The 26,277-nt window shown below is 74.8% G+C and carries 21 protein-coding genes; 7 read left to right on the forward strand and 14 right to left on the reverse strand.

The window, feature by feature from the left end:
• Positions 1 to 76: 76 nt before the first annotated feature.
• The gene (locus tag ACZ462_RS18825; RefSeq protein WP_467804321.1) at positions 77 to 547 is read left to right on the forward strand and encodes a nitroreductase family deazaflavin-dependent oxidoreductase; all 471 of its coding nucleotides are present in this window, start codon (positions 77 to 79) and stop codon (positions 545 to 547) included.
• Positions 548 to 589: 42 nt separating this feature from the next.
• Here ACZ462_RS18825 and ACZ462_RS18830 read toward each other — a convergent pair whose 3' ends face one another.
• The 4 genes from ACZ462_RS18830 to ACZ462_RS18845 all read right to left on the reverse strand — a co-directional run bounded on the left by ACZ462_RS18830 (position 590) and on the right by ACZ462_RS18845 (position 5,954).
• Positions 590 to 2,212 carry a phytoene desaturase family protein gene (locus tag ACZ462_RS18830; RefSeq protein WP_467804320.1) on the reverse strand — a complete coding sequence of 541 codons (1,623 nt, stop codon included), beginning with the start codon at positions 2,210 to 2,212 and terminating at the stop codon, positions 590 to 592.
• Entirely contained in the window at positions 2,209 to 4,374 is a 2,166-nt protein-coding gene (locus tag ACZ462_RS18835; protein WP_467804319.1) for a serine/threonine-protein kinase, read from the reverse strand. Before ACZ462_RS18835 ends, ACZ462_RS18830 begins: the two co-directional genes overlap by 4 nt.
• A 33-nt stretch (positions 4,375 to 4,407) precedes the next feature.
• Positions 4,408 to 5,223, reverse strand: a complete 816-nt coding sequence (locus ACZ462_RS18840; protein WP_467804317.1) for an oxygenase MpaB family protein — start codon at positions 5,221 to 5,223, stop codon at positions 4,408 to 4,410.
• A gap of 305 nt (positions 5,224 to 5,528) precedes the next feature.
• On the reverse strand, positions 5,529 to 5,954 hold the full coding sequence (locus tag ACZ462_RS18845; RefSeq protein WP_467804316.1) for a VOC family protein: 426 nt from the start codon (positions 5,952 to 5,954) through the stop codon (positions 5,529 to 5,531).
• Between the two features lie 166 nt (positions 5,955 to 6,120).
• Here ACZ462_RS18845 and ACZ462_RS18850 point away from each other — a divergent pair, with 166 nt between their 5' ends.
• Positions 6,121 to 8,508: an ATP-binding cassette domain-containing protein gene (locus tag ACZ462_RS18850; RefSeq protein ID WP_467804315.1), complete on the forward strand. Its 2,388-nt coding sequence runs from the start codon at positions 6,121 to 6,123 to the stop codon at positions 8,506 to 8,508.
• Between the two features lie 53 nt (positions 8,509 to 8,561).
• Here ACZ462_RS18850 and ACZ462_RS18855 read toward each other — a convergent pair whose 3' ends face one another.
• The 3 genes from ACZ462_RS18855 to ACZ462_RS18865 form a co-directional block, all read right to left on the reverse strand.
• Complete coding sequence (locus ACZ462_RS18855; protein WP_467804314.1) at positions 8,562 to 9,752, reverse strand: acyl-CoA dehydrogenase family protein; 1,191 nt, start codon at positions 9,750 to 9,752, stop codon at positions 8,562 to 8,564.
• A gap of 140 nt (positions 9,753 to 9,892) precedes the next feature.
• On the reverse strand, positions 9,893 to 10,732 hold the full coding sequence (locus ACZ462_RS18860; RefSeq protein WP_467804312.1) for a class II fructose-bisphosphate aldolase: 840 nt from the start codon (positions 10,730 to 10,732) through the stop codon (positions 9,893 to 9,895).
• Positions 10,729 to 11,637 carry an SIS domain-containing protein gene (locus ACZ462_RS18865; protein ID WP_467804311.1) on the reverse strand — a complete coding sequence of 303 codons (909 nt, stop codon included), beginning with the start codon at positions 11,635 to 11,637 and terminating at the stop codon, positions 10,729 to 10,731. Before ACZ462_RS18865 ends, ACZ462_RS18860 begins: the two co-directional genes overlap by 4 nt.
• A gap of 221 nt (positions 11,638 to 11,858) precedes the next feature.
• Here ACZ462_RS18865 and ACZ462_RS18870 point away from each other — a divergent pair, with 221 nt between their 5' ends.
• Positions 11,859 to 12,656, forward strand: a complete 798-nt coding sequence (locus tag ACZ462_RS18870) for a DeoR/GlpR family DNA-binding transcription regulator (RefSeq protein WP_467804403.1) — start codon at positions 11,859 to 11,861, stop codon at positions 12,654 to 12,656.
• 1,756 nt (positions 12,657 to 14,412) lie between these two features.
• On the opposite strand, the gene ACZ462_RS18875 is transcribed toward ACZ462_RS18870, so the two are convergent.
• From ACZ462_RS18875 to tdh, 3 genes are all read right to left on the reverse strand, one after another.
• A complete protein-coding gene (locus ACZ462_RS18875; RefSeq protein WP_467804310.1) occupies positions 14,413 to 15,330 on the reverse strand; it encodes a LysR family transcriptional regulator in 918 nt (305 codons plus the stop codon).
• Between the two features lie 12 nt (positions 15,331 to 15,342).
• Positions 15,343 to 16,551, reverse strand: coding sequence for a glycine C-acetyltransferase (locus tag ACZ462_RS18880; protein WP_467804309.1), 1,209 nt, complete (start codon positions 16,549 to 16,551; stop codon positions 15,343 to 15,345).
• A 140-nt stretch (positions 16,552 to 16,691) separates the two neighbouring features.
• Positions 16,692 to 17,720, reverse strand: coding sequence for an L-threonine 3-dehydrogenase (gene tdh, locus ACZ462_RS18885; RefSeq protein WP_467804308.1), 1,029 nt, complete (start codon positions 17,718 to 17,720; stop codon positions 16,692 to 16,694).
• A gap of 214 nt (positions 17,721 to 17,934) precedes the next feature.
• Between tdh and ACZ462_RS18890 the strand changes: the two genes are divergently transcribed.
• Entirely contained in the window at positions 17,935 to 18,843 is a 909-nt protein-coding gene (locus tag ACZ462_RS18890) for an alpha/beta hydrolase fold domain-containing protein (RefSeq protein WP_467804307.1), read from the forward strand.
• Between the two features lie 13 nt (positions 18,844 to 18,856).
• On the opposite strand, the gene ACZ462_RS18895 is transcribed toward ACZ462_RS18890, so the two are convergent.
• Positions 18,857 to 19,591, reverse strand: a complete 735-nt coding sequence (locus ACZ462_RS18895; RefSeq protein ID WP_467804306.1) for a class I SAM-dependent methyltransferase — start codon at positions 19,589 to 19,591, stop codon at positions 18,857 to 18,859.
• Positions 19,592 to 19,799: 208 nt separating this feature from the next.
• On the opposite strand from ACZ462_RS18895, the gene ACZ462_RS18900 reads away from it, so the two are divergent.
• Positions 19,800 to 21,935 carry a SpoIIE family protein phosphatase gene (locus ACZ462_RS18900; protein WP_467804305.1) on the forward strand — a complete coding sequence of 712 codons (2,136 nt, stop codon included), beginning with the start codon at positions 19,800 to 19,802 and terminating at the stop codon, positions 21,933 to 21,935.
• Between the two features lie 54 nt (positions 21,936 to 21,989).
• Here the strand turns inward: ACZ462_RS18900 and ACZ462_RS18905 are convergent, their stop codons facing one another.
• Complete coding sequence (locus ACZ462_RS18905) at positions 21,990 to 23,798, reverse strand: glycoside hydrolase family 15 protein (RefSeq protein ID WP_467804304.1); 1,809 nt, start codon at positions 23,796 to 23,798, stop codon at positions 21,990 to 21,992.
• Positions 23,799 to 23,898: 100 nt separating this feature from the next.
• Positions 23,899 to 24,456, reverse strand: a complete 558-nt coding sequence (locus tag ACZ462_RS18910) for a DoxX family protein (protein WP_467804303.1) — start codon at positions 24,454 to 24,456, stop codon at positions 23,899 to 23,901.
• A 117-nt stretch (positions 24,457 to 24,573) separates the two neighbouring features.
• Between ACZ462_RS18910 and ACZ462_RS18915 the strand changes: the two genes are divergently transcribed.
• Positions 24,574 to 25,035: a MarR family winged helix-turn-helix transcriptional regulator gene (locus tag ACZ462_RS18915; RefSeq protein ID WP_467804302.1), complete on the forward strand. Its 462-nt coding sequence runs from the start codon at positions 24,574 to 24,576 to the stop codon at positions 25,033 to 25,035.
• 46 nt (positions 25,036 to 25,081) lie between these two features.
• The gene (locus ACZ462_RS18920) at positions 25,082 to 25,387 is read left to right on the forward strand and encodes a YkvA family protein (RefSeq protein WP_467804301.1); all 306 of its coding nucleotides are present in this window, start codon (positions 25,082 to 25,084) and stop codon (positions 25,385 to 25,387) included.
• A gap of 3 nt (positions 25,388 to 25,390) precedes the next feature.
• On the opposite strand, the gene ACZ462_RS18925 is transcribed toward ACZ462_RS18920, so the two are convergent.
• Positions 25,391 to 26,053 carry an alpha-ketoglutarate-dependent dioxygenase AlkB gene (locus tag ACZ462_RS18925; RefSeq protein ID WP_467804300.1) on the reverse strand — a complete coding sequence of 221 codons (663 nt, stop codon included), beginning with the start codon at positions 26,051 to 26,053 and terminating at the stop codon, positions 25,391 to 25,393.
• Positions 26,054 to 26,277 lie beyond the last annotated feature (224 nt).

A 26,277-nucleotide genomic window follows, 5' to 3' on the forward strand; every position in this document is an offset into this window, starting at 1 on the left:
GAAGCCCGCCGCCGTTGACACCCGAGGGCAGCCACCGCCCGGCAGCGAGGAACCGACCGCGAAGGCAGGCAGGGACATGATGACCACCGGCATCGACTGGGACCACCCGAAGGACCCGCGCCCCGGCTGGCAGCTCGACCACGTCCGGCAGTACGTCGAGTCGGGCGGCACCGAGGGGCACCGCTGGCGGGGGACGCAGACGCTCCTGCTGACCACCGTGGGCCGGATCTCGGGCAGCCCGGTGCGGACCCCGCTCATCTACGGCGAGGCCGACGGCCGCTACCTCGTCGTCGCCTCCCGCGGCGGATCGGCCGAACACCCCCTCTGGTACCGGAACCTGACGGCCCACCCGGAAGTCCGCATCCAGGTCGGCCCGCAGGTGATGCAGGGCACCGCCCGCACGGCGACCCCCGAGGAGCGGGCCGCGTACTGGCCCGTCATGGTCGGGCACTGGCCGGCGTACGAGGACTACCAGGCCCGCACGGAGCGCGAGATCCCGATCGTCGTGATCGAACCCGCGGGGCGGGAGCCCGCCGCGGACGCCTGACCGCAGCGCGCCTCCGGCGGCGGGCCCGCGCCAGGGCGGGCGTCAGCGGCCCAGGACCGCCATGGCCGCGTTGTGGCCGGGCACCCCGCTGACGCCGCCGCCGCGCACCGCGCCCGCCCCGCACAGCAGGACGTTGGCGTACGGGGTCTCCACACCCCACCGGCCGGCCGCGCCGGCACCGCCGTCGACGTCCTGGTACGGCCAGGACAGGTCCCGGTGGAAGATGTGCCCGCCGGGCAGGCGCAGGTCGCGTTCCAGGTCGAGCGGGGTCTTCGCCTCGATGCAGGGGCGGCCGTCCGCGTCGAAGGCGAGGCAGTCGGTGATCGGCTCGGCGAGGTGCGCGTCCAACTGGGCGAGGGTGGCGGCCAGGAGCACCTCGCGGGTCCCCTGGTTGTCCTTCTCGAAGAGGCGCGCCGGGGTGTGCAGCCCGAACAGGGTGAGCGTCTGGAAGCCCTGCTCCACCAGCTCCGGGCCGAGGATCGACGGGTCGGTCAGCGAGTGGCAGTACACCTCCGACGGCGGGACGGAGGGGAGTTCGCCGGCGGCGGCCTCGGCGTGCGCCCGCGCCAGGTTCGCGTACCCCTCCGCGATGTGGAAGGTCCCGGCGAACGCCTCCCGCGGGTCCACGGAGGCGTCCCGCAGCCGCGGCAGCCGGCGCAGCAGCATGTTGACCTTCAGCTGCGCGCCTTCGGCGGCGGGCTCCGGGGCCTGCTCGCCGAGGAGTTCGGCCAGGGCCCGCGGAGAGGCGTTCACGAGGACGGTGCGGCCGGCGACCCGCCCCTCCCCGGTCGCCGTGCGGAAGACCACCTCGGCCGGGCCGCGGCCGTCGGTGTCGATGCGGAGCACCTCGTGCCCGGTCGCGATCTGCGCGCCCGCCGCCCGCGCGGCGCCGGCCAGCGCGTCGGTGAGCGCGCCCATGCCGCCGACGGGGACGTCCCAGTCGCCGTTGCCGCCGCCGATCACGTGGTACAAGAAGCAGCGGTTCTGCGCCAGCGAGGGGTCGTGCGCGTCGGCGAAGGTGCCGATCAGGGCGTCGGTGAGGACGACGCCCCGGACCAGGTCGTCGTCGAAGCGGTCCTCCACCGCCCGCCCGAGGGGCTCCTCGAACAGCATCCGCCAGGCCGCCTCGTCACCGATGCGCTCCTTCAGCGCGGCCCGGGTCGGCAGCGGCTCGGTCAGCGTCGGGAAGACGCGCTCCGCGACCCGCCCGGTCACCGCGTAGAACTCCCGCCAGGCCTCGTACGCGCGGTCCGAGCCGGTCAGGCGCCGGAAGGACTCCCGCGTCCGGTCCGCGTCGCCACCGACGAACAGCCCGTCGGCGCGGCCGCCGCGCGCCTCCGCCGCGTAGGGCGTGTACGAGGACACGGACCGCTTGCGGACCGCGAAGTCCAGCCCCAGGTCGCGGACGATCTTCCCGGGGAGGAGGGAGACGAGGTAGGAGTAGCGGGACAGCCGGGCGTCCACCCCGGCGAAGGGGCGGGTGGAGATCGCGGCCCCGCCGGTGGCGCCGAGGCGTTCCAGGAGCAGCACGGAGCGGCCCGCGCGGGCCAGATAGGCGGCGGCGACGAGGCCGTTGTGCCCGCCGCCCACGATCACGTCGTCGTACACGTCCCGGTATGGCTGCCGGGAGGAGCCCTGCCCGTTGGTCGCGCCCAAGGTCGTCATGGCTCTTGGTAGCACACCTGGGCGAGCCGCTCCAGGCAGTGCGCCTCGTCGGCATGGGCCGCGACGGTGTCGGGGTGCGCATCGCCCAGGGAGCGCTCGCGGATGCCCGCGAGCTCCCGGTAGACGGGCAGCGCCTCCTCCCAGCGGTCCAGCCGGCTGAGCCCGACGGCCAGTTCGCGGCGGCTGACCAGGGTGTCGGGGTGCTCGGGCCCGAGGGCGTCCGCCCGGGCGGCGGCGACCTGCCGGGCCACGGCGACCGCCTCCTCCCACCGGCCGAGCCGGCCGAGGTTGACGCCGAGGACGTGCCGGGCGCGCAGCGTCTCCGGGTGCGCGGCCCCGTACGCCCGGGTGCGGTCGCGGATCAGGCCCCGGAACAGGTCCAGGGCCTGGGCGGCGCGGCCGGTGCGGCCGAGGGCGATGCCGGTCTCGTACCGGGCCGCGAGGGTGTCGGGATGGTCGCGGCCCAGCACCCGTTCGCGTGCCGCGGCGACCTCCCGGAAGGCGTCGCAGGCGTCCTCCCAGTGTTCGAGGCGGCCCAGGGCGTACGCCGCCTCGTACCGGCTCAGCAGCGTGTCCGGATGCTCGGGCCCCAGGACGGCCGCCCGGTCGGCGGCGGTCGCGGCGGCCGTGCGGTGCGCCTCGGCGTGGCGGCCCAGCGCGCCGAGGGCGCAGGCGAGGTTGTGGCGGCAGCGGAGCGTGTCGGGGTGGAGCGGGCCGGCGCTGCGCTCCCGCGCGACGAGCACCGCCCGGTACAGGTCGTGCGCCTCCTGGTGGCGGCCGAGCCGGCCCAGCTCGTACGCGGCCTCCTGGCGGGCGGCGAGCGTGTCGGGGTGGTCGGCGCCGAGCACGCGGGTGCGCCCCTGGGCGACGGCCTCATACGCGGCGAGGGCCTCCGCGGGGCGGCCGGCGCGGCTGAGCGCGAAGGCCCGGGCGTGGGTGGCGGCGAGCGCGGCGGCGCCCTGCGGCCCGGACGGGCCGGGGCCCGCGCGGTGCGCGCCGGTGCCGTGGGCGAGGGTGCCGTGGGCGAGGGTGTCGTCCGGGGCCGCGGCGGGCCGCGGGACGCCGTAGGGCGCCGTCAGCCGGGGGTCCTCCGACGGGGCGGGCCGCAGGATGGCCGCGCCGGCCGTGGCCCCGACGGCGGCGGAGAGGCCGGCGCCCGGGTGGCGTGCGGCCGTCCAGGAGCCGGTGAGCACGGCCCACTCCCCGCTCGCCGGCCTGGCGTCGATCCCCGCCTTGCGGCCGGCGGTCATGCCGAGCGCCCACCGGGGCAGCGGGGCCGGGCCGCCGGGCGCCGCACCGCGCCCGCCGCGGGCCTCGACGAGCTGCCGGTGCACGTCGCGGGCGTCGCCGGGCCGGTCGTCGGGGCACTTGGCGAGCAGGTCCAGGACGGCCCGCTCGAAGTACTCCGGCAGCTCGGGCCGGTGCTCGCGCGGCGGCACCGGCGCGTTGTCGCGGTGCCCGACCAGCACCGACCAGGAGTCGCCCAGGTCGAACGGCGGGGCGCCGGTCGCGATCTCGTACAGGACGCAGCCGAGGGAGTACAGGTCGCTGCGGTGGTCGACCTCGCCTCCGGCGATCTGCTCCGGCGACATGTAGTGGGGGGTGCCCATCGCCATGCCGCCGCCGGTGAGCTTCGCCGTGAAGCCGATGTCGTGCGCGAGGCGGGCGATGCCGAAGTCGCAGATCTTCACCGTCCCGTCGGTGAGCCGCATGATGTTGGCCGGTTTCAGGTCCCGGTGGACGACGCCCTGGTCGTGCGTGTAACCGAGGGCCGCCGCCAACTGCTCGGCGATGTCCACGACCACGTCCACGGGCAGCGGACGGGCCTGGTTCTCCTCCATCAGCTGGCTGAGGTTGCGGCCGTCGAGGAGCTCCATGACCAGGTACAGGGGGCCGCCCGCGGCGCTGTCGTCGCCGAAGTCGTGGACGACGGTGACCCCGCGGTGCTGGAGCGAGGCCGCGACGCGGGCCTCGCGGCGGAAGCGCTCGCGCAGTACCTGGGTGAAGTGGTTGTCCTGCTGCCCGCCGAGCGGTTTGAGGCATTTGACGGCGACGTGCCGGCCGAGGGACTCGTCACGGGCCCGCCACACCTCGCCCATGCCGCCGCGCCCGATCAGATCGAGCGACCGGTACCGGCCCTGGATCAGTCTGGACTCCGCCATGTCTTGAAGCCGCCCCCGTTGTCGTGCTGTGTCCTACGCCCTCCCCGGCCGGTCCAGTATGGACGCTGGTGTACGCAGTGTGTACGCCGAGGGACGGCTCCCGGGGCCCATGCGGCGCATCGCTTTCAAGATGTGACCTGGAGGCAGCCGCCAGCGCAGACCTGCGGGAATGCTGCGCAGCAGGGTACCGGTGAGGCGCAGGCGCCGGGTGACCGTGCGCGGGGCGGGCGCGGGCCTGCCGTACAGCCGGTGCGCGTACGCGGGGAGCGATCCGTAGGCCAGTGCGGCGACCGGCCGCCACAGCAGGTTTCGGCCAGGTACGAGCAGGGCGGGGACGGGCGGGGAGCGCAGGAAGTCGTCGACGGCGCGGGCGTCCGCGCCGGCGGCGAGGCGGGGCCGGACCTCCTCGAAGTAGGCGGCCAGTGCGGCCGTACCGGCGGGTACGAGGGCGGGGTCGAGGCCGACGGGGCGGGCGCCGGTCCGGTTCTCCTCGACGTACCGGTCCGCCTGGGCGGGGGTGAGGCGGACTCCGGAGCGGCGCAGTACGTGCAGGAAGCTGTCGATCTGTGCGCAGTGCACCCACAGCAGCAGGTCGGGGTCGTCGACGGGGTAGCGCTCGCCGGTGGCCGGGTCGGCCGCGGTGAGCGCGCGGTGGATTCCGCGGACGCGGGCGCCGGCGCGTTCGGCGTCGGCCGCGGTGCCGTAGGTCACGGTGCCGACGAAGTCGGCGGTGCGCAGCAGGCGGCCCCAGGCGTCGCGGCGGAAGTCGGAGTTCTCCATGACGGCGCGCACGGCGCGGGGGTGCAGGGCCTGGAGGTAGAGGGCGCGGACCCCGGCGATCCACATCATCGGGTCCCCGTGGCAGTGCCAGGTGACGGATCCGGGCGCGAACGGCCCGGGATCGGCCCCGCCCCTCGCACGCCTCCCCCGATCGCGCCGGTCCGGCCGCGCGGGACGGCCCGGAGGGCGGGACGGCCCGGAGGGCGGGAAGAGCCCGCCCGCTTCTCGCGGAACCCGATTGTGCGGTGCGCGGCACGGGGGTCCGCTTCTCCGCATCCTCGCAATGGGCTCTTCCCGCACTTTCATGGAAGCACTCCGCGGCGCGCGCCGCCAGCGTCCGCGGCCCGCAGGGGGGTTGCGGGCCGCCGCGCGGGTCAGGCCGGGCCGGTGCCGAGCGGCTGCGTGAAGCGCAGGACGTTGCCGGCGGGGTCGCGGAAGGCGCAGTCCCGGACGCCGTAGTGCTGGTCCGTCGGCTCCTGGAACACTTCGCCGCCCGCCGCGCGGATCCGCTCGAAGGCGGCGTCGCAGTCCTGCGTCGCGAAGACGACCCCGCGCAGCAGGCCCCTCGCCATCAGCTCGGCGACGGCCTGCCGGTCGGCCGGGGTGGCGTTCGGGTCGGCGAGGGGCGGCTCCAGGACGATGGCGACGTCCGGCTGCGCGGGCGAGGCGACGGTCACCCAGCGCATCTCGCCGTAGCCGACGTCGCCGCGCACTTCGAGGCCGAGGACGTCGCGGTAGAAGGGGATCGCCTTGTCGTGGTCGTCGACGGCGATGAAGCACCGGGAAAGCGTGATGTCCATGCGGCCCACGCTACGGCGGGCGGGCGGAGCCCGCCGGGCGGCGGCACCGGGGTGGAACGTTTCGGCGGGCGGCGCCGCAGCGGCCGTCCGAAGCTGGTTGGATCGGAACGGGCGATACGCGAAGGAGCCGCAAGGGCGGCTCCGCCCCTCGGACGGAGCAGTGAGAATGGCCAGGAAGCCGGACCAGCGGTCGCCGGAGCCGCACACCGCGGACAGCCACGACCTCATCCGCGTCCACGGCGCGCGCGAGAACAACCTCAAGGACGTCAGCATCGAGATCCCGAAGCGCCGGCTGACGGTGTTCACCGGTGTCTCCGGATCGGGCAAGAGCTCCCTGGTCTTCGACACCATCGCCGCGGAGTCGCAGCGGCTGATCAACGAGACGTACAGCGCGTTCCTGCAGGGCTTCATGCCGACGCTGGCCAGGCCGGACGTCGACGTCCTGGACGGGCTGACGACCGCGATCTCCGTGGACCAGCAGCGGATGGGCGGTGACCCGCGCTCCACGGTCGGCACCGCCACCGACGCGAACGCGATGCTGCGGATCCTCTTCAGCCGCCTGGGCGAGCCGCACATCGGCCCGCCGGCCGCCTACTCCTTCAACGTGGCGTCGGTGTCGGCGAGCGGCGGGTTCACGGTCGACCGCGGCACCGACAAGACCCGTACGGAGAAGGTGTCCTTCAGCCGCACCGGCGGCATGTGCACGCACTGCGAGGGCCGCGGCCGGGTCTCCGACATCGACCTGGCCCAGCTGTTCGACGACTCCAAGTCGCTCTCCGAGGACCCGTTCACCATCCCCACCTACACGGGCGGCGGCTGGGTGGTGCGGGTCATCGCCGAGTCGGGCTTCTTCGACCCGGACAAGCCGATCCGCGCGTACACGAAGAAGGAGCGGCACGACTTCCTGTACCGCGAGCCGACGAAGGTGAAGATCAACGGGGTCAACCTCACCTACGAGGGGCTGATCCCGAAGCTGCAGAAGACGTTCCTGTCGAAGGACCGGGAGTCGATGCAGCCGCACATCCGGGCGTTCGTCGACCGGGCCGTCACCTTCGCCGAGTGCCCGGACTGCGGCGGCACCCGGCTCAGCGAACTCGCGCGCTCCTCGCGGATCGGGAAGGTCAACATCGCCGACGCCTGCGCGATGGAGATCCGCGACCTGGCCGAGTGGGTCCGCGGGCTGGACGAGCCGTCGGTCGCCCCCCTGCTCGGCAAGCTCCGGCACACCCTCGACTCGTTCGTGGAGATCGGCCTCGGCTACCTCTCGCTCGACCGGGCCGCGGGGACCCTGTCGGGCGGCGAGGCGCAGCGCACCAAGATGATCCGGCATCTCGGCTCGTCCCTCACGGACGTCACGTACGTCTTCGACGAGCCGACGACCGGCCTGCACCCGCACGACATCGAGCGCATGAACGGCCTGCTGCTGCGGCTGCGGGACAAGGGCAACACGGTGCTGGTGGTGGAGCACAAGCCGGAGGCCATCGCCATCGCCGACCACGTCGTGGACCTCGGGCCGGGCGCCGGCGCGGCGGGCGGCACCGTCTGCTTCGAGGGCACCGTCGAGGGGCTGCGGGCGAGCGGCACCGTCACCGGCCGCCACCTCGACGACCGGGCCGCGCTCAAGGACGCCGTGCGCAAGCCGACCGGTGCGCTGGAGATCCGCGGGGCGGGCGCCAACAACCTGAAGGACGTGGACGTCGACATCCCGCTCGGGGTGCTCTGCGTGGTCACCGGCGTCGCGGGGTCGGGCAAGAGCTCCCTGATCCACGGCTCCATCCCGGCGCCGGAGGGCGTGGTCTCGGTGGACCAGGCCCCGATCCGCGGCTCGCGCCGCAGCAACCCGGCGACGTACACGGGGCTGCTCGACCCGATCCGGAAGGCCTTTGCGAAGGCCAACGGCGTCAAGCCCGCTCTGTTCAGCGCCAATTCGGAGGGGGCCTGCCCCACCTGCAACGGCGCCGGCGTCATCTACACCGACCTGGCGATCATGCAGAGCGTCGCCACGACCTGCGAGGACTGCGAGGGCAGGCGGTTCGACGCCTCGGTGCTGGAGTACCGGTTCGGCGGCCGCGACATCAGCGAGGTCCTCGCGATGCCGGTGACGGAGGCCGAGGAGTTCTTCGGGGCCGGCGAGGCGCGCACCCCGGCCGCGCACAGGATCCTCGAACGGCTCGTCGACGTCGGACTCGGCTACGTCAGCCTGGGCCAGCCGCTGACCACCCTGTCGGGCGGGGAGCGGCAGCGGCTCAAACTGGCCACGCACATGGGCGAGAAGGGCGGCGTGTACGTCCTGGACGAGCCGACGACCGGCCTGCACCTCGCGGACGTGGAGCAGCTGCTCGGCCTCCTCGACAGGCTGGTCGACTCCGGCAAGTCGGTGATCGTCATCGAGCACCACCAGGCCGTCATGGCGCATGCCGACTGGATCATCGACCTGGGCCCGGGCGCCGGCCACGACGGCGGCAGGATCGTCTTCGAGGGCACGCCCGCCGACCTCGTCGCCGCCCGCTCCACCCTCACCGGGGAGCACCTGGCGCAGTACGTCGGCGCCTGACGGCGCCCCGGTCCGCCCGCCCACCCGGGGCGGGCGGACCTCCGGGTGGGGCCTCAGCGGCGGACCCGGGGCATGCCCAGGCCGATCCAGGCGATGATCTCGCGCTGGATCTCGTTGTTGCCGCCGCCGAAGGTGAAGACGACGGCGCTGCGGTAGCCGCGCTCCAGTTCGCCGTGCAGGACCGCGCCCGCCGAGCCGTCCTTCAGCGGGCCCGCCGCGGCGACCACCTCCATCAGCCAGGCGTACGCGTCCCGGCGCGCCTCCGAGCCGTACACCTTGACGGCGGAGGCGTCCTGCGGGGTGAGCGTGCCGTCCTGGACGGCGCCGACCATCTGCCAGTTCATCAGCTTCATCGCGTCCAGCCGGACATGGGTGCGGGCGAGCCTGCTGCGGACCCAGGGCAGGTCGATGACGCGGCGGCCGTCCGCGAGCTTCGTGCCGGCCGCCCACCGCTGGACGTCGTGCAGGGCCCGGATGGCCATGGTGCCGTGGGCGGCCAGGGTGACGCGCTCGTGGTTGAGCTGGTTGGTGATCAGCCGCCAGCCCTCGTTCTCCCGGCCGACGCGGCGGCTCGCGGGGACGCGTACGTCCTCGTAGTAGCCGGCCGTCGTGTCGTGCGAGGCGAGGGTGTTGATGAGGGTGCAGGAGTAGCCGGGGTCGGTGGTGGGGACCAGCAGCAGGGTGATGCCCTTGTGCGGCGGGGCCGCGGGGTCGGTGCGCACCGCGAGCCAGACCCAGTCGGCGGTGTCGCCGTTGGTGGTCCAGATCTTCTGCCCGTTGACGACGTACGTGCCGGTCTCCTCGTCCCCCTCGCGGACCGCCCGGCACTTCAGGGCGGCCAGGTCGGTGCCGGCGTCCGGCTCGCTGTAGCCGATGGCGAAGTCGATCTCGCCGGAGAGGATCCGTGGCAGGAAGTAGGCCTTCTGCTCGTCGGTGCCGAACCGCATGAGGGTCGGACCGACGGTGTTGAGCGCCATGAGCGGAAGCGGCACGACGGCCTGCGCGGCCTCGTCGAAGAAGATGAACTGCTCCACCGCGGACATGCCCCGCCCGCCGTACTCGACGGGCCAGCCGACCCCGAGCCATCCGTCGGCGCCCAGCCGGCGGATCGTCTTCCGGTAGAAGCGCTTCTGGGCGGCCGGGTCCCGGTGGCGGGCGCGTTCCTCCGGCGGCACCAGCGCGGCGAAGTAGGCGCGCAGCTCGGCGCGCAACCGCTGCTGCTCGGGCGTGTATTCGAGGTGCACGGGCCCTCCGGGTGTGTGGTGGCGCGGGCGCGGTCGCGTTCGGGGGCTTGCGAGTGGGGGGCAGGGTAGAACGCGTTCCACCAATCCGGAAGGGCGACCGTGCGGACACCCCGCCCGCACGGCCCGGTGCTGCGGCGCGCTCAGCGCGCCAGCGCCCCCAGCAGGGCCACGGCCGTCGCCGCCATCGCCGTCCGGGCGGCCGCCAGGTACGGGCGCGGGTCCGCGGGGGTCAGGTGCGCACGGATGGCGCCGGTCATGGCCACGTTCAGCGCCGTACCGATGTTGACCTTCCGGATGCCGCCCGCGACCGCGGCCGCAAGCTCCGCGTCCGGCAGCCCCGAGGAGCCGTGCAGCACCAGCGGCACGTCCACGGCCTTCGCCAGCCTCCCCAGCAGCGCGCGGTCCAGCGACGCGGTGCGGCTCGTCATGGCGTGGCTCGTGCCGACCGCCACGGCCAGGGCGTCCACCCCCGAGTCGGCGACGAACCGCCGGGCCTCCTCCGGATCCGTACGCGCCCCCGGGGCGTGCGGGTCGGGCGGGGCCGCGCCGTCCTTGCCGCCGACCTCGCCCAGCTCCGCCTCGATCCACAGCCCGTTGGCGTGCGCCCATTCGGCCGCCGCGCGCGTCGCCTCCAGGTTCTCCGCGTACGGCAGCCGGGCCGCGTCGAACATCACCGATCCGAAGCCGGCGTCCGCCGCCCGCCGCAGCAGGTCGGCGCTCTGCACGTGGTCGAGGTGCAGCCCCACCGGGATCCCGGCCGCCTCCGCACAGGCCGCGGCGGCCCGCGAGATGGGCAGCAGCGCCCCGCCGCGGAACTTCACCGCGTTCTCGCTGAGCTGGAGGATCACCGGCAGGCCCGCCTGCTCCGCGCCCGCGACGACGGCCTCGGCGTGCTCCAGGGTGATGATGTTGAACGCCGCGACGGCCCGGCCCGCGGCCGCCGCCTCCGCGACCAGCGCACCTGCCGGGACGAGGCTCATCGGACCGCCTCCTCGCCCGCCGCGAGGATCACCGAGCGCGTCAGGTTCCGCGGCCGGTCCGGATGCAGCCCCCGTTCGGCGGCCACCGCCACCGCGAGCCGGTGGACGCGGACCAGCTCGGCGAGCGGGTCCAGCCCACCCTCCACCCACCGGCCCCCGGCCGCCTCCACCTGCCCGGCCAGCCCGTCCGGCGCACCGCCGAGCGACCAGGTGACCGTTCCGGGGCCGGTGATGCTGATCGGGCCGTGCCGGTACTCCATGGCCGGGTACGACTCCGCCCACGACAGCGACGCCTCGCGCATCTTCAGCGCCGCCTCGTGCGCCAGGCCCACGCTCCAGCCGCGCCCGAGGAACGTGAACTGCCGGTGCAGGGCGATCCGCTCGGGCAGCTCCTCGGCGAGCGCCGTCCGCGCGTCAGCGACCGCGGCGGCGGTGTGCCGGCCGACGTGGGCGCGCAGCAGCGTCAGGGCGGTCGTCGCGAACCGGGTCTGGACGACGGACCGCTCGTCGGCGAAGTCCAGGACGACGAGGTCGCCGGCGAGCGCCATCACGGGCGTCGCGGGGTCCCCGACCACCGCGGTCGTCGCCACTCCCGCATCGCGCAGCCCCGCCAGCAGCTCCAGGACCTCCGTGGTCGTGCCCGACCGCGTCACCGCCACCACCCTGTCGTAGCGGCGGTGCAGGGGGAACTCGGACGCGGGGAACGCGTCCGTCTCGCCCTGCCCGGCCTCCTCCCGCAACGCGGCCGCGGCCTGCGCCATGTAGTACGAGGTCCCGCACCCCACGATCGCCACCCGCTCCCCCGGCTGCGGCAGCACCGCCCGCTGCCTGGGCGCCAGTTCGGCGGCCCGCTCCCAGCACTCGGGCTGCGTGCCCAGTTCGTACGCGACGTGGCTCTGGCTCATGGCGGCTCCCTGGCCGGACTGATGCGGGTCGGGTGGGCGTGGCGCTGGATGTCGGCGCGGCGATGCGCTTTCCTGCAAGGTATCGGGCGCTTTCACGCAACTTCAAGCATCTCGGTGCCCGCGGCGCCTGGGCTAATGTCGGCGCACGAGCCACGGCGCAGGCGCCGCCGGCCGGAGTGCCGGGCACACGGGAACACCTAGGGGGCGAACGCGTGGGATCCATGACCCGCAAGGAGCGCTGGCAAACGCTGCTGGACCTGCTGGTCGAGCGCGGAGAGATCGAGGTCGAGCCCGCGGCGGAGACGCTCGGCGTGTCCGCCGCGACCGTCCGCCGCGACCTCGATCTCCTGGCCGAACAGCAGCTCCTGGTCCGCACCCGGGGCGGCGCGGTCGTGCACGGGGTGTCGTACGAACTTCCGCTGCGCTACCGCACGTCCCGCCGGGCCGCGGAGAAGCGCCGCATCAGCGAGGCGGTCGCGGCCCTGATCACCCCGGGCGAGGTGATCGGCCTGACGGGCGGCACGACCACCACGGAAGTGGCCCGCGCCCTGGCCGCCCGCCCGGACCTCGCCCGCGCCGGCGCCCAGGACGCCGGCACGCCCGCCCTGACGGTGGTGACGAACGCCCTCAACATCGCGGGCGAGCTGGTCATCCGCCCACAGTTCAAGATCGTCCTGACGGGCGGGGTCGCCCGCGCCCAGTCGTACGAGCTGACGGGCCCGCTGGCGCAGCAGGTCCTCGGCCAACTCTCCGTGGACACGGCGATCGTCGGCGTGGACGCCTTCGACCCCGCCGACGGTGCGGCAACCCGCCACGAGGACGAGGCCGCGATGAACCGCCTGCTGTGCGACCGCGCCCGCCGCGTGGTCGTCGCGGCCGACTCCAGCAAGCTGGGAGTCCGCGCCTTCGCCCGCATCTGCCCGACGTCCACGGTGGACACCCTGGTCACGGACACGGCTCTGCCCGACGAGGTGGCAAGCCGATTCGAGGCGGCGGGAGTGGCGGTCCGGCGGGTGTGAGGGGGTGGGGCGGAGGCAGGGCAGGGGTCGGAGGGGCGACGCCGGGGGCGGGGCTTGGCAGGAGTCGCGGACGCGGCGGCGGAAGACGACGGCGGGGGCGGGGCTTGGCGGGAACCACGGACGCGGCGGCGGAAGGCGACGGCCCGGGCGGCGGAAGGGCGGGAGCCGACGACTCGGGGTCGGAATCGTGCTGGGGGCGTCCCGTCAGCCCATTGTCGTTCCGGCGCGGGCCGCCCTGTAAAGGGCGCGCCCGTTGGGCGCGTCGCTGCGCGATGGCCCTTGCGGGCCACCCTTGACAGGACGTCCCACACCGGAAAGACAACAAGCTGCCGGGAAGCCCCCAGGGGGAGGAAACGGCCTGGAGGAACCTCGACCTTCCGGGCGGATCAGCGACCCTGCTCCCCCGCCCCGGCAGCCCCTTTCGCCCCACCGGCATCAGCCGTCCCCGCTCGGCGCCGGGGCCGGGCCACCTCCCGCCCCAAGGCCTGTTCGAGGCCTCGCCCGGCGGCCGGGCAGCCGTGACCGCACGAAACGACGCCCAGATCATCATCCGGCGACAGAAGCGCACCAGATCGCCACGCACCTCACCTCCTCCGGCGGCTGGCCGCCGTCCGGGGCCGGCAAGCGCCCCAGATCGCTACATGGGCGCCGTTTACCGGCGGCTGACTGCCGAACCGCCGGTACAAGGAGGACGGATCCCGCCTGCCTGCCGTCTGTCGTCGAGATGTGAGGAACACGGAGCGGGGCGGGGCGCTTCGCCGCCCGCGACAGCTGAAAGCCGCCAGCCGCCAGCCGCCGAGCAAACAGGGGCGTGGTGCGATCTACGGCGCATTACCGCCACGGACGGCCTTCAGCCGCCGAGACGTGAGGAACAGGGAGCGGGGTGGGGCGCTTCGCGGCCCCGGCGGCCGACAGCCGCCGGACAAACAGGGGCGTGACGTGATGTGGGGCGGTTCGCGGCCACGGACGGCCGACGGCCGCCGAGACGAGGGGAGCACGTAGCGATCTGGTGCGCTTCTGTCGCCGGATGATGATCTGGGCGTCGTTTCGTACGGTCACGGCTGCCCGGCCGCCGGGCGAGGCCTCGAACAGGCCTTGGGGCGGGAAGTGGCCCGACCCCGGCGCCGAGCGGGCACGGCTGATGCCGGTGGGGCGAAAGGGGCTGCCGGGGCGGGAGAGCACGGGCTCTGATGGCCCCTCATGCCTCGTGGTCCCTCCAGGCCGTTCCCCTGGGGGCTTCCCGGCAGCTTGTTGGCATTCCGGGGCGGGACGGCCTGTCAAGGGTGGCCCGCAAGGGCCATCGCGCAGCGACGCGCCCAACGGGCGCGCCCTTTACAGGACGGCCCGACCCGGAAGGACAATGGGCTGCCGGGACACCCCCGGCACGCACAGGCCCCGACCGGCCGGCTCCCGCCAAAACCCCGCCGCCGCCGTCGCCCTCCGACCCCGTCGCGCCGCTCCCACCCAACCGGCTCCCGCCGCCTCCGGCCGACACGAGCGCGCAACTGCCGCCAAACCTGGCTCCCGCCGCTTTCGGCCGACCCGCCCGCGCGGCTCCCACCGGCCCCGCCCGCCGCCACCGACCGACCCGAGCACGCCGCTCCCGCCCAACCGGCTCCCGCCGCCTCCGCCCATCCCGCCCCCGCCGCTCCCGCCGCTCCCGCCGCTCCCGCCGCTCCCGTTACACCACATCCCGCCGCCTCCTCCGGCTCCGCCTCCGCCCCCCGCAGCTCCCCCGCCCCCGCCGGGCCGCCCCTCACTCCCGCGTGTCCAGCCGCGATGCCTCCGTCGTCAGGGCCGTCAGGATCGGGGCCAGCAGGGGGTGGGTTTCGGCGCCCCTGCGGGTTGCGGCGAAGACGCGGCGGGTGGCCGGGAGACCGGATACCGGGCGGACCTGGACCTCCTTGAGGTCCATGCCCCGCAGGGCCGAGCGGGGGACAAGGGCGACTCCGGCTCCCGCGCCGACGAGGGCCGTCACGGCGCGGAAGTCGTCCGAGGAGTGGCGGAAGCGCGGCTGGAAGCCGGCGAGTTCGCAGGCCAGGAGGGTCACGTCGTGGCACGGGTTGCCGGGGTACTGGCCGACCCAGTCGGAGTCGGAGAGGTCGGCCAGGCGGACCTCGGGGAGGTCGGCGAGGGCGTGGCCGGCGGGGAGGACCGCGTCGAAGGGTTCGGCGTAGAGGGGGACGACGGACAGGCGGCCGTCGTCGGCGCCGGGCGCGCCGCGGTATTCGACGGCGAGGGCGATGTCGGCCTCGCCGTCGAGGACGAGGGGGAGGCTTTCGTCGCCTTCGGCGTCTCGGACGCGGAGGCGGATGCCGGGGTGGTCGCGGGCGAGGCGGGCGATGGCGGGGGCGAGGACTTCGGCTATGCCGGTGGCGAAGGCGGCGACGGTGACCTCGCCGGCGGTGCCGCCGGCGTAGGCGGCGAGTTCGGCCTCGGCCCGTTCGAGCTGGGCGAGGACCTCGTGGGTGTGGGCGAGGAGGATCTCGCCGGCGGCGGTGAGCCGTACGCCGCGTCCGCTGCGGGTCAGCAGGGCGTGCCCGGTTTCCTGTTCGAGCGCCGCGAGCTGCTGGGATACGGCGGAGGGGGTGAGGTACAGGGCTGCGGCCGCGGCGGTCACCGTACGGTGGTCCGCCACGGCCCGCAGGATGCGCAGCCGGCGGGGGTCGATCACCCCTCCATGATGTCAGCCCCGGGCGGCGGCGAGGGCCGCGCGGGCCTCGGTGAACGCGGCGACGGCCCGCTCGACGTCGGCGGTGGAGTGGGCGGCGGACAGCTGGACGCGGATGCGTGCCTGGCCCATGGGGACGACGGGGTAGGAGAAGCCGATCACGTACACGCCGCGTTCCAGGAGGAGCTCGGCCATGCGGCCCGCCTCGGCGGCGTCGCCGATCATGACGGGGGCGATGGCGTGGTCGCCGGGGAGGATCTCGAAGCCGGCCTCGGTCATCTTGGTGCGGAAGAGCGCGGTGTTGGCGGCGAGGCGCTCGCGGAGGTCCCCGGCGGACTCCAGCAGGTCGAGGACCTTGAGGGAGGCGGCGGCGATGACGGGGGCGAGGGAGTTGGAGAAGAGGTAGGGGCGGGAGCGCTGGCGGAGCAGCTCGACGATCTCGGTGCGGGCGGCGACGTAGCCGCCGGAGGCGCCGCCGAGGGCCTTGCCGAGGGTGCCGGTGATGATGTCGACGCGGTCCATGACGCCGTGCAGCTCGGGGGTGCCGCGGCCGCCGGGGCCGACGAAGCCGACGGCGTGGGAGTCGTCGACCATGACCATGGCGTCGTAGCGGTCGGCGAGGTCGCAGATGTCGGTCAGGGGGGCGACGTAGCCGTCCATGGAGAAGACGCCGTCGGTGACGATGAGCTTGCGGCGGGCGCCGCCCTCCGCGGCCTCCTTCAGGCGGGCTTCCAGCTCGGCCATGTCGCGGTTGGCGTAGCGGAAGCGGCGGGCCTTGGAGAGGCGGATGCCGTCGATGATGGAGGCGTGGTTGAGGGCGTCGGAGATGACGGCGTCCTCGGGGCCGAGGAGGGTTTCGAAGACGCCGCCGTTGGCGTCGAAGCAGGAGGAGTAGAGGATCGTGTCCTCCTGGCCGAGGAAGGAGGACAGGCGCGCCTCCAGCTCCTTGTGGACCTCCTGGGTGCCGCAGATGAAACGGACGGAGGCCATGCCGTAGCCCCAGCGGTCGAGGGCCTCCTTGGCGGCGGCGACGACCTCGGGGTGGTCGGCGAGGCCGAGGTAGTTGTTGGCGCAGAAGTTGAGGACCTCACCGGGGGTGCCGCCGGCGGTCACGGCGACGGCCGCGTTCTGCGGGGTGCCGATGACCCGCTCGGGCTTGTGCAGACCGGCGGAGCGGATCTCGTCGAGGGTGGCGCGAAGGTCTTCGCGGACGTTCTCGAACATGGTGCGGTGCTCGCTTTCTCCTCCGTGCGGCGGAAGGGGACGGAGGGAGGCTGAGGGAGACGGAGGGGGCCGGGCCCCGCGGAGGGGGGAGGGTTCTGCGGGACCCGGCCGGGGGGAGGTGGCGTGCGGGGCGGCCGCGGTTACGCGGTCCAGTCCAGGATGATCTTGCCGCTGCGGGCGGTGGCGGCCTCGTCGAAGGCGGCCTCGAAGTCGCGGTGCGAGTAGCGGCCGGTGATGACGGGGCTGAGGTCGAGGCCGCCTTCCAGCAGGACGGTCATCGCGTACCAGGTCTCGAACATCTCGCGGCCGTAGATGCCCTTGATGGTGATCATCGAGGTGACGACCTTCGCCCAGTCGACGGGGAACTCCTGGGCGGGCAGGCCGAGCATGGCGATCTTCCCGCCGTGCGTCATGTTGGCGATCATGTCGCGCATCGCCTCGGGGCGGCCGGACATCTCCAGGCCGACGTCGAAGCCCTCGCGCAGGCCGAGCCGCTCCTGTGCGTCGGCGATGGTCGCGTCCGAGACGTCGAGGGCGAGGTTGGCTCCGGCCTTGCGGGCGATCTCCAGGCGCTCGGGGCTGACGTCGGTGATGACGACGTTGCGGGCGCCGGCGTGGCGGGCGACCGCGGCGGCCATGATGCCGATCGGGCCGGCCCCGGTGATCAGGACGTCCTCGCCGACGAGCGGGAAGGACAGGGCGGTGTGGACGGCGTTGCCGAACGGGTCGAAGATCGCGGCGACGTCGAGGTCGACGGCGGTGCGGTGCACCCACACGTTCTGCGCGGGCAGGACGACGTACTCGGCGAACGCGCCGTCGCGGCCCACCCCGAGGCCGACCGTGCTGCGGCACAGGTGGCGGCGGCCGGCCAGGCAGTTGCGGCACTTGCCGCACACCAGGTGGCCCTCGCCGCTGACGAGCGCGCCGACCTCGATGTCGCGGACGTCGGCGCCGACCGCGGCGACCTCGCCGACGAACTCGTGCCCGAGGACGAGGGGCGTCTTGACGGCGCCCTGCGCCCAGCCGTCCCAGGAGCGGATGTGCAGGTCGGTGCCGCAGATGCCGGTGCGCAGCACCTTGATCAGCACGTCCCCGGCGCCGTACTCCGGTTCCGGGACGTCCATCAGCCAGAGCCCGGGTTCGGCTTTGTGCTTGACGAGTGCCTTCATGGGGTGGCTCCAGGCATGTGCAGGGGGTGCCGCGGCCTGTGGGGCTGGTGCGGCGTATCGACGGGTCCAATCTGCCGACCTGCGCGGTGATCAGTCCATCGAGGATTTCTTAAGCGGGTCGACAGCGCAGCTTCACGCCTATGCTCCTCCCGTGAAGGGCGGGTGGCCTGCGCATGGGCCGCCCGCGGGGGTCGGGCAAGGGGAGGTGTCGGGCGTGCCGAGTCTGCGCAGCAGGGCGCTGTCGGTCGCGCTGGTCGCGGCGGGCCGGCGGAGGCGGCTCGCGAGTGCGGAGGCGGTGCGGGCGCTGGTCGCGGAGGCGGCGCGCCGGCCGGCATCGCACCTGCCGCCCCGGTCGCTGGGGCGGGTCGCGGAGATATCGCGGACGTTCGTCGGGGCGTGGCCCGTGTACGACGCTTGCCCGCGGGGTGTCGAGCCGGCGGCCCGGGTGCTGTACGTGCACGGGGGCGGTTACGTCCACGAGCTGGTGCGGCCGCACTGGGCGATGGTGCGGACGCTGGTGACGCAGGCGCGGGCCCGGGTGGTGGTGCCGGCGTACACGCTGGCCCCGCGGGGCACGGCGGACCGTACGGTGCCGATCGCCGCGGACCTGCTCAGCGGCCTGATCGAGGGCGGCGGGGAGGGCGGGACGGTGCTGGTCGGGGACGCGGCGGGCGCCGGGCTGGCGCTGGCCGCGGCGCAGCGGCTGCGGGACCGTACGGGGGCGCAGCCGTCCCGGATCGTGCTGATATCGCCCTGGCTGGACCTGACGGTGAGCCATCCGGACCAGGCGGCGTTGGAGGCCGTGGATCCGGTGCAGGCGCGGTCGGGGCTGCGGGAGGCGGGGCGGCTGTACGCGGGGACCCTGCCGGCGGAGGATCCGCGGGTGAGCCCCCTGCGGGGGTCGCTGGAGGGGTTGGCGCCGATGACGGTGTTCACGGGGACCCGGGACGTGCTGGCGACGGACAGCCGGGAGCTGGTGCGGCGGGCGCGGGAGGCGGGTTCCGAGGTGGAGCTGCACGAGGAGGCGGGGCTGCTGCACGCCTATCCGCTGCTGCCGGTGCCGGAGGGGCGGGCGGCCCGCGACCGGATCGTGGAGCTGGTCCGGACGGCCGCCGCGGAGTGAGGGCCGGGCGGGCTCAGGCCGTGCAGGTCATGAGGGAGCTGACGGGCCAGGCGCGGTACGCGTTCCAGTAGGCCTCGTCGCGTGCGGCGTCGGCGGGCGGGGTGCGGTTGGGCTGCCAGGCGACGGTGCTGAACCCGGCCTCGACGGCGGCTTCCGCGAAGTCGGAGTGCGCCCACTCGCGGAACTCGAACGCGACGGAGGGGTCGTCGGCGAGCTGCGCCTTGAGCAGGGGCGCGTCGCCGGCGGGGATGCGCTCGACGATGCGGACTCCGTACGGCGACCAGTCGACGTGGGGGTAGGCCCCGGCGTTGGGAACGGTGGCGAGGAGCCGGCCGCCGTCGCGCAGGTTGGCCCGGATGGAGCGGAACATGCCGTGGAGGGCGGTCCGGTCGGGTGCCTCGTTGAACAGGTAGGCGGCGGTGACGAGGTCGAAGGGCCCCATCCTGGGGAGCTCGGCGGTGTCGGCGACGACGTAGGCGACGGCTCCGGGGATGTGGCGGGCGTGGGCGCGGGCCTTGCGGACCAGCGCCTCGGAGGTGTCGACGCCTACGGCGCGGCGGGCTCCGCCGCGGGCGAGGAGCCGGGTGTTGTGGCCGTGTCCGCAGGCCAGGTCGAGGGTGTCGAGGCCGTGGACGCCGCCGAGCGCGTCGAGCGCCTCCAGGAGGGTGTGGGTGTCGGCGGCGGAGTAGGCCGCCGTGGTCGCCGACTCCGGGAACCCTTCGCCGAGGGTGTCGTACGGGAACCGCATGCTCTGCCTTGCCTTCCGGGGGCGGGCGGGGTGGACGCCTGCGTATCGTGCCCCGCGTCCGGGCGGGCGGCGGCGGGGGCGCGAGCCCGTCCCCCCCGGACGGGCGAGTCGTTCGCCCCGCCGGCGCGGCGTCCGGACCCGGCGGGCGGGCGTCCGGGCCGGGCGGGCGGCGGTCGCGGTGGCGGCGGGGCGGGGGCATGCTGGCTGTGTGACGGCGAGACCGGACAGCGGCCCGGGCCGCGACGCCCTGGCCCGAGCGCTCGTACGGGCGGCCGGCGAGGCGGTGGAGGCCGTCGGCGGGTTTGCGGGCGGGGTGTACCTGCGCTCGGGAGCCGGCAATGTGCTGCTGATGGCGGCGCTGACCGGGGTGCCGGGCCAGTTGTTCCGGCCGTGGTGGCGGATCCAGGTGAACCGGCCGTTCCCGGTCGCCGAGGCGCACCGCACGGGTTCGGGCGTGTACCTGCCGGACGCGGAGTCGGCGACACGGCGGTTCCCGCAGCTGATGGCCGGGCTGCCGTTCCCGTTCGGGTCGCTGTACGAGCCGGTCTCCGCCGGTGGAGAGCAGTTCGGGGTGCTGTTCGTGCTGCGGCCGGCCACGCCGGGTGTGGCGGTGCCGGCTGGAGACCGGGAGCGGCTGGGGGCGGTCGGGGCGCGGCTGGCCGCCGAGCTCGCGGCCCTGGCGGGGGACGGGGCCGTGGTGGAGTGGTCGGGGGATCCGGTGCTGGTGCCGCCGCCGGGGCGGGCGCAGGGTGCGCGGGAGGCGTTGGAGCGGTTTCCGCGGGCGGTGCTGTCCGTGGACCGCGGGGGGCGGATCCGGTACGTGAACGCGGCGGCGGGCCGGCTGGGCGCGGGCGGTCCCGAGCTGCGGGGGCGGCTGCTGTGGGAGGCGGTGCCCTGGCTGGCGCACCCGGCGTACGAGGACCACTTCCGGGCGGTGTTCATGGCGGGCGACCCGGTGCACTTCCCCGCGCGGCGGGGCCGGCAGCCGCCCGGGGAGTGGGTGGCGGTCGACCTGTACCCGGGGCCGGACGGGGTGACGGTCGTCATCGGCGGGACCGAGCAGCCGGCGTACGCGCCGGAGGCGGTGGCGCGGCGCGGTGCGGACCTGCGGGCGCCCGAGGACCGGGCGTCGGCCCTGTACCGGCCGGTGGCGCTGGCGATCGCGCTGACGGAGGCGGTGACGGCTCGGCAGGTGTCGGCGGTGGTGACGCAGGAGCTTCTGCCGGCGTTCGGGGGCCGCCAGCTGGCGATCTACCTGTTGAGCGACCGCCACCTGTACCTGGCGTGGGAGACGGGTTTCCCGCAGGGGTTCCTGGACCGGTTCGACGGGGTGGGGCTGGATGCGCGGCTGCCGGGCGTGGAGACCCTGACGTCGGGCCGGCCGATCTTCTTCGAGTCGATGGAGCACCTGGCGGCCGCGTACCCGGGGATCCCGCTGGACGCGCACGTGGGGGCTCGGGCGTTCCTGCCGCTGATCGCGTCGGGCCGGCCGGTGGGCTCCTGCATCCTCGGGTTCGACGCGCCCCGCGGCTTCAGCCCGGAGGAGCGGACGGTGCTGACGGCGCTGGCGGGGCTGATCGCGCAGGCGCTGGAGCGGGCGCAGCGCTACGACTCGGAGGCGGCCCTGGCGCGGGGGCTGCAGTCGGCCCTGCTGCCGCACCGGCTGCCGGAGCGGCGGCATGTCACGACGGTGGGCCGGTACCTGCCCGGCACGGTGGGCATGGACGTGGGCGGCGACTGGTACGACGTGGTGGAGACGGGCGGGGGCCTGCTGGCGCTGGTCATCGGGGACGTGCAGGGCCACGGTGTCGCGGCGGCGGCGACGATGGGCCAGGTGCGCAGCGCGGTAAGGGCGTTCGCGCTGAGCGGGAACGCGCCCGAGCAGGTGGTCGCGGGCACCAACCGGCTGCTGATCGACCTGGACCCGGGGCAGTTCGCGAGCTGCTGCTACGTGGTCCTCGACCCGGTGTCGGGGCGGGCGCAGGCGGTGCGGGCGGGGCATCCGCAGCCGCTGCTGCGGCACGCCGACGGGCGGGCCGAGGTGCTGGACCTGCCGGGCGGGGTGGTGCTGGGGATCGATCCGGAGGCCGTGTACCCGGTGACGGACTTCCGGCTGGCGCCGGGGGCGGTCCTGGCGATGTACACGGACGGGCTGGTGGAGATGCCGGACACGGACATCGACGTGGGGGTGGAGCGGCTGCGGGCGGCGCTGGCCGCGGCCCGGCCGTCGCCGCTGGCGGAGACGGCGGACCGGCTGATCGGCGTGGCGCGCGGGGTCGCCGACAGGGCGGACGACGTGGCGCTGCTGCTGGCGTCGCGGGAGGCGGTCCCGCGGCGGGTGTGAGCCTGCCGGGCTGGGCGGGGCGGGCGGGCCGGGCCGGGCCGGGCCGAGGCGCTCTCAGCGGGGGCCGAAGGGGTGGCCGCCCGGGGTACCGAGGGTGAGGATGGTGTCGACGAGGGCGATGTGGCTGAAGGCCTGGGGGAAGTTGCCGAGTTGGCGGTCGGCGACGGGGTCGTACTCCTCGGCGAGGAGGCCGACGTCGTTGCGGACGGCGAGCAGCCGCTCGAACAGCTCCCGTGCCTCCTTGTCGCGGCCGGTGAGGTGGAGGGCGTCGGCCAGCCAGAAGGAGCAGGCGAGGAAGGCGCCTTCGCCCCCGGGGAGTCCGTCGACGGAGGGGCCCTCGGTGCTGTAGCGGCGGACGAGGCCGCCGTTGCTGCCGAGTTCGGCGCGGACGGCGTCGACGGTGCCGATCACGCGCGGGTCGTCGGGCGGGAGGAAGCCGACGCGGGGGATGAGGAGGGTGGCGGCGTCGAGTTCGCGGGAGCCGTAGAACTGGGTGAAGGTGTTGCGTTCGGGGTCGTAGCCGTTCTCGCAGACGTCGCGGTGGACCTCGTCCCGCATGGCGCGCCAGCGCTCGACGTCACCGAGCTCGGACGGGTCCCGTTCCAGGGTGCGCACGGCGCGGTCGGCGGCGACCCAGGCCATCACCTTGGAGTGGACGAAGTGGCGGCGGGGCCCGCGGACCTCCCACAGGCCCTCGTCGGGGCGGCGCCAGTTGCGCTCCAGGAAGTCGAGGAGGGCGAGTTGGATGCGCCAGCCCTGGCGCTCGGCGGGCAGGCCGGCCGTGCGCGCCAGGTAGAGGGCGTCGAGGACCTCGCCGTACACGTCGAGCTGGAGCTGGTCGACGGCGGCGTTGCCGATGCGGACGGGCGCGGAGCGCTCATAGCCGGACAGCCAGGGCAGCTCGGTCTCGGGCAGGCGGCGCTCGCCGCCGAGGCCGTACATGATCTGGAGGTCGGCGGGGTCGCCGGCGACGGCGCGGAGCAGCCATTCGCGCCAGGCGCGGGCCTCGTCGAGGAAGCCGGTGGCGATGAGGGAGCCCAGGGTGAGGGTGGAGTCGCGGAGCCAGCAGTAGCGGTAGTCCCAGTTGCGGACGCCGCCGATCTCCTCGGGGAGCGAGGTGGTCGCGGCGGCGGCGATGCCGCCGGTGGGAGCGTAGGTGAGTGCCTTGAGGGTGATCAGGGAGCGGGTGACGGCCTCCCGGTACGGGCCCTCGTAGCAGCACTGCGCGGTCCAGGCCCGCCAGTCGTCGATGCAGTGCCGCAGGGCGGTGCGGGGGTCGACGGTGCGGGGCCGGGGTTCGTGCGAGGGGTGCCAGGTGAGGACGAACGCGACGCTTTCGCCGGCGGAGACGGTGAACTCGGAGCGGGTGCTGTTGGCCTCGCCCCAGGTGGGCACGGGCGGTTCGCTTCGGAACCAGGCGGAGTCGGGTCCGGCGACGGCGACGCGCTCGCTGTCGATGCGGCGGACCCAGGGGACGACGTGCCCGTAGTCGAAGCGCAGGCGGAGGGTGCTGCGCACGGTGACGCTGCCGGAGAGGCCTTCGACGATGCGCATGACGTCGGGGGCGGTGTCGCGCTGCGGCATGAAGTCGACGACCTTGACGGAGCCGTCGGGGGTGTCCCAGTACGTCTCCAGGACCAGGGTGTCGTCGAGGTAGGCGCGGCGGGTGCACTGCTCGCCCTCGGCGGCCGCGGCGGGGGCGAGGCGCCAGTGGCCGTTCTCGCGGGTGCCGAGGAGGGCGGCGAAACAGGCGGCGGAGTCGAAGCGGGGCAGGCACAGCCAGTCGATGGACCCGTCGCGGCCGACGAGCGCGCTCGTCATCAGGTCGCCGATGATTGCGTAGTCTTCGATGGGTTGTGTCATTCGTGCGCTTTTCCCGCGGATCGGCTGCCCCAATCAGGGGAAACGTCGCGGGCGGCGCCCCGCCGGCCCGCGGCGGACGGGCGGGCGGGGCGCCGGTGCGTCAGGCGCGGACGAGGAGCGTGACGGCCGCGGCGGCGATGCCGATGGCGAGCGCGACGGCGCCGTGGGTCAGCCGGTGGGCGCGCAGGAACGGCACGAAGCGGTCGACGGCGTGGCGGCCGGGGCCGGTGAGGGTGAGGGCCGCGGCGGCGGCGGTGAGCAGGAGTTCGTACTCCATGCCGCCCTTGGTGGCGAAGAAGGACTCTGTGCCGTGCACGGCGATCGCGTTGATCATGGTGCCGGTGACGGCGGCGCCGGCGAGCGGGGTGAGGACGCCCAGGGCGAGGCCGAGGCCGCCGAGCGTCTCGGTGAGGCCGGCGACGACGGCCATCGCGTCGCCCGCCGGGTAGCCGACGGAGGTGAAGAACTTGCCGGTGCCGCTGATGCCGCCGCCCCCGAACCAGCCGAAGAGCTTCTGGCTGCCGTGGGCGGCCATCGTCAGGCCGAGGACGAGGCGGAGCAGGAGCAGGCCGGCGTCCTGTCCGGGCGCGGCCAGGGCGAGGGGGGCGGCCGGTGCGGCGGCCTGCGACTGCGTCGTGGCGACGGAGGGGCTGGTCATGGGGATCCTTCCGGTCGGGCGGCCCTCGGCGGCGAGGGAGTTGTTCAAATTCGAACCGCCATCCTGGTCGACAGTAGCGAGTGATTCAAATTGGAACAACCCGTGTACCCTGGGGCCATGGCTGGAACGCGATGGCTGGACGAGCGGGAGATGCGCGCCTGGAGGGGCTTCCTGGCGGCTTCCGCCCTGGTGAACCGGCATCTGGACCAGCAGCTCAAGGACGACTCCGGACTCTCCCACCCGCAGTACGAGATCCTCGTGCGGCTCGCGGCCGCACCCGGCAACGAGCTCCGGATGACGGAACTCGCCAATGGCCTGATCAATTCGAAGAGCGGCCTGACCTACCAGGTGACGCAGATGGAGAAGGCCGGCCTGGTGCAGCGCCGCAGCTGCCCCTCCGACGTCCGCGGGGTCTTCGCCGTCCTCACCGAAGCCGGGCGGGCCCGCCTGGAGGAGGCCGCCCCCGGGCACGTGTCGGCGGTCCGCGAGGCCCTCATAGACGTCCTGACCCCGGCGCAGCTGGAGGCGATCGCCGACGGGCTCGGCGAGGTAAGCCGCCGCCTGCGGGCACAGGACTGACACGGCGGCTCCGGCGGGCGGCGCACGCAACGGGCAGGGAGGGTGCATGGACTCGACGACGCTCTGGCTGACGGCCGCGGCGGCGGCCGGCCTGGTGCTGGCCGCCGCGGCCGCCGTACTGCTGGTACGGGTGGTGCGGGCGCGGCGGATGCTGCTCGACGCGGGGGTTCCGCTCCGCGACAAGGCCCTGTTCTGGGTGGCCGTGGTCTACACGGTCTCGCCGGTGGACCTGCTCCCCGACCCGGTCTACCTCGACGACGTCGGCGTCCTGCTGTTCGCGCTGCGTTCGCTCCGGGCGGCAGCCCAGGCGGTGCGCCGGGAGCCCGCGGCGGAGGGGCCGGGGCCCGCCTGAGCCTCAGGCCACGCCGCGGGGCCGGTACTGGATGCTGATGCGGGGGCCGACCGCCTTGGCGGACTTGGGCACGGCGTGCTCCATGGTGCGCTGGCAGGAGCCGCCCATCACGGCGAGGTCGCCGTGCCCGAGGGGAAGGCGCAGCAGGGTCGGGCCGCCGCCGCGCGGGCGCAGGACCAGGTCGCGCGGGTCGCCGACGGAGACGATGGCGACCATGGTGTCCTCGGTGGCGGAGCGGCCGGTGCGGTCGCCGTGCCAGGCGACGCTGTCGCGGCCGTCGCGGTAGAGGCACAGGCCGGCGGTGGCGAAGGGCTCGCCGAGTTCGGCGGCGTAGTGGCGCCCGAGGGCGTCGCGGGCCTCTTCGAGGACGGGGTGCGGGAGCGGCTCGCCCGCGCCGTAGTGGGCGAGCAGGCGCGGCACGGCGACGTCCTGCTCGTACATGCGGCGGCGCTCGGCCCGCCACGGCACCTGCTCGGCGAGGTGTGCGAAGAGGGCGTCCGCGCCGGTGAGCCAGCCCGGCAGGTGGTCGACCCAGGCGCCGGATCCGAGCTGCGTGCGGCGCAGGCCGGCCAGGGGGCCGAGGCCGACGTCCTCCCCCTGGTCGAAGAGGGAGCCCTGGAGGCCGGGGAGGCCGCCCGATGCGGAGGGGCCGCTAAGCGTGCTCATGGGTCCAGCCTACCCCCTTGTTCGAACATTCGATCGATAACGGGTGGTGCGGGGTGCGCGCGGCGGCGCCGCCCGGCAGCCCCGGGGCCGCGGGGTGACCCGGGCCCGCGGCCCCTGCGCGTTCCGTGACGCTGCACCGCCCCGCGGCATAGGCTCGCCTCCGATCGCCGGGACGCGGGCGGGGGCCGCCCGGTCCTGCACCGGACCCCGTCCTGCCGCCCGCC

It is taken from the genome of Streptomyces sp. NPDC031121 (genome assembly GCF_055570615.1).

What these genes read in the sequence shown, in the direction of transcription:
- ACZ462_RS18835 (WP_467804319.1), bottom strand. Translation starts at nt 4,374, where the DNA reads ATGGCGGAGTCCAGACTGATCCAGGGCCGGTACCGGTCGCTCGATCTG.
- ACZ462_RS18860 (WP_467804312.1), bottom strand. Translation starts at nt 10,732, where the DNA reads ATGAGCCTCGTCCCGGCAGGTGCGCTGGTCGCGGAGGCGGCGGCCGCG.
- ACZ462_RS18910 (WP_467804303.1), bottom strand. Translation starts at nt 24,456, where the DNA reads ATGACCAGCCCCTCCGTCGCCACGACGCAGTCGCAGGCCGCCGCACCG.
- ACZ462_RS18850 (WP_467804315.1), top strand. Translation starts at nt 6,121, where the DNA reads ATGGCCAGGAAGCCGGACCAGCGGTCGCCGGAGCCGCACACCGCGGAC.
- ACZ462_RS18925 (WP_467804300.1), bottom strand. Translation starts at nt 26,053, where the DNA reads ATGAGCACGCTTAGCGGCCCCTCCGCATCGGGCGGCCTCCCCGGCCTC.
- ACZ462_RS18840 (WP_467804317.1), bottom strand. Translation starts at nt 5,223, where the DNA reads ATGATGTGGATCGCCGGGGTCCGCGCCCTCTACCTCCAGGCCCTGCAC.
- tdh (WP_467804308.1), bottom strand. Translation starts at nt 17,720, where the DNA reads ATGAAGGCACTCGTCAAGCACAAAGCCGAACCCGGGCTCTGGCTGATG.
- ACZ462_RS18830 (WP_467804320.1), bottom strand. Translation starts at nt 2,212, where the DNA reads ATGACGACCTTGGGCGCGACCAACGGGCAGGGCTCCTCCCGGCAGCCA.
- ACZ462_RS18870 (WP_467804403.1), top strand. Translation starts at nt 11,859, where the DNA reads ATGACCCGCAAGGAGCGCTGGCAAACGCTGCTGGACCTGCTGGTCGAG.
- ACZ462_RS18865 (WP_467804311.1), bottom strand. Translation starts at nt 11,637, where the DNA reads ATGAGCCAGAGCCACGTCGCGTACGAACTGGGCACGCAGCCCGAGTGC.
- ACZ462_RS18880 (WP_467804309.1), bottom strand. Translation starts at nt 16,551, where the DNA reads ATGTTCGAGAACGTCCGCGAAGACCTTCGCGCCACCCTCGACGAGATC.
- ACZ462_RS18920 (WP_467804301.1), top strand. Translation starts at nt 25,082, where the DNA reads ATGGACTCGACGACGCTCTGGCTGACGGCCGCGGCGGCGGCCGGCCTG.
- ACZ462_RS18915 (WP_467804302.1), top strand. Translation starts at nt 24,574, where the DNA reads ATGGCTGGAACGCGATGGCTGGACGAGCGGGAGATGCGCGCCTGGAGG.
- ACZ462_RS18845 (WP_467804316.1), bottom strand. Translation starts at nt 5,954, where the DNA reads ATGGACATCACGCTTTCCCGGTGCTTCATCGCCGTCGACGACCACGAC.
- ACZ462_RS18895 (WP_467804306.1), bottom strand. Translation starts at nt 19,591, where the DNA reads ATGCGGTTCCCGTACGACACCCTCGGCGAAGGGTTCCCGGAGTCGGCG.
- ACZ462_RS18905 (WP_467804304.1), bottom strand. Translation starts at nt 23,798, where the DNA reads ATGACACAACCCATCGAAGACTACGCAATCATCGGCGACCTGATGACG.
- ACZ462_RS18825 (WP_467804321.1), top strand. Translation starts at nt 77, where the DNA reads ATGATGACCACCGGCATCGACTGGGACCACCCGAAGGACCCGCGCCCC.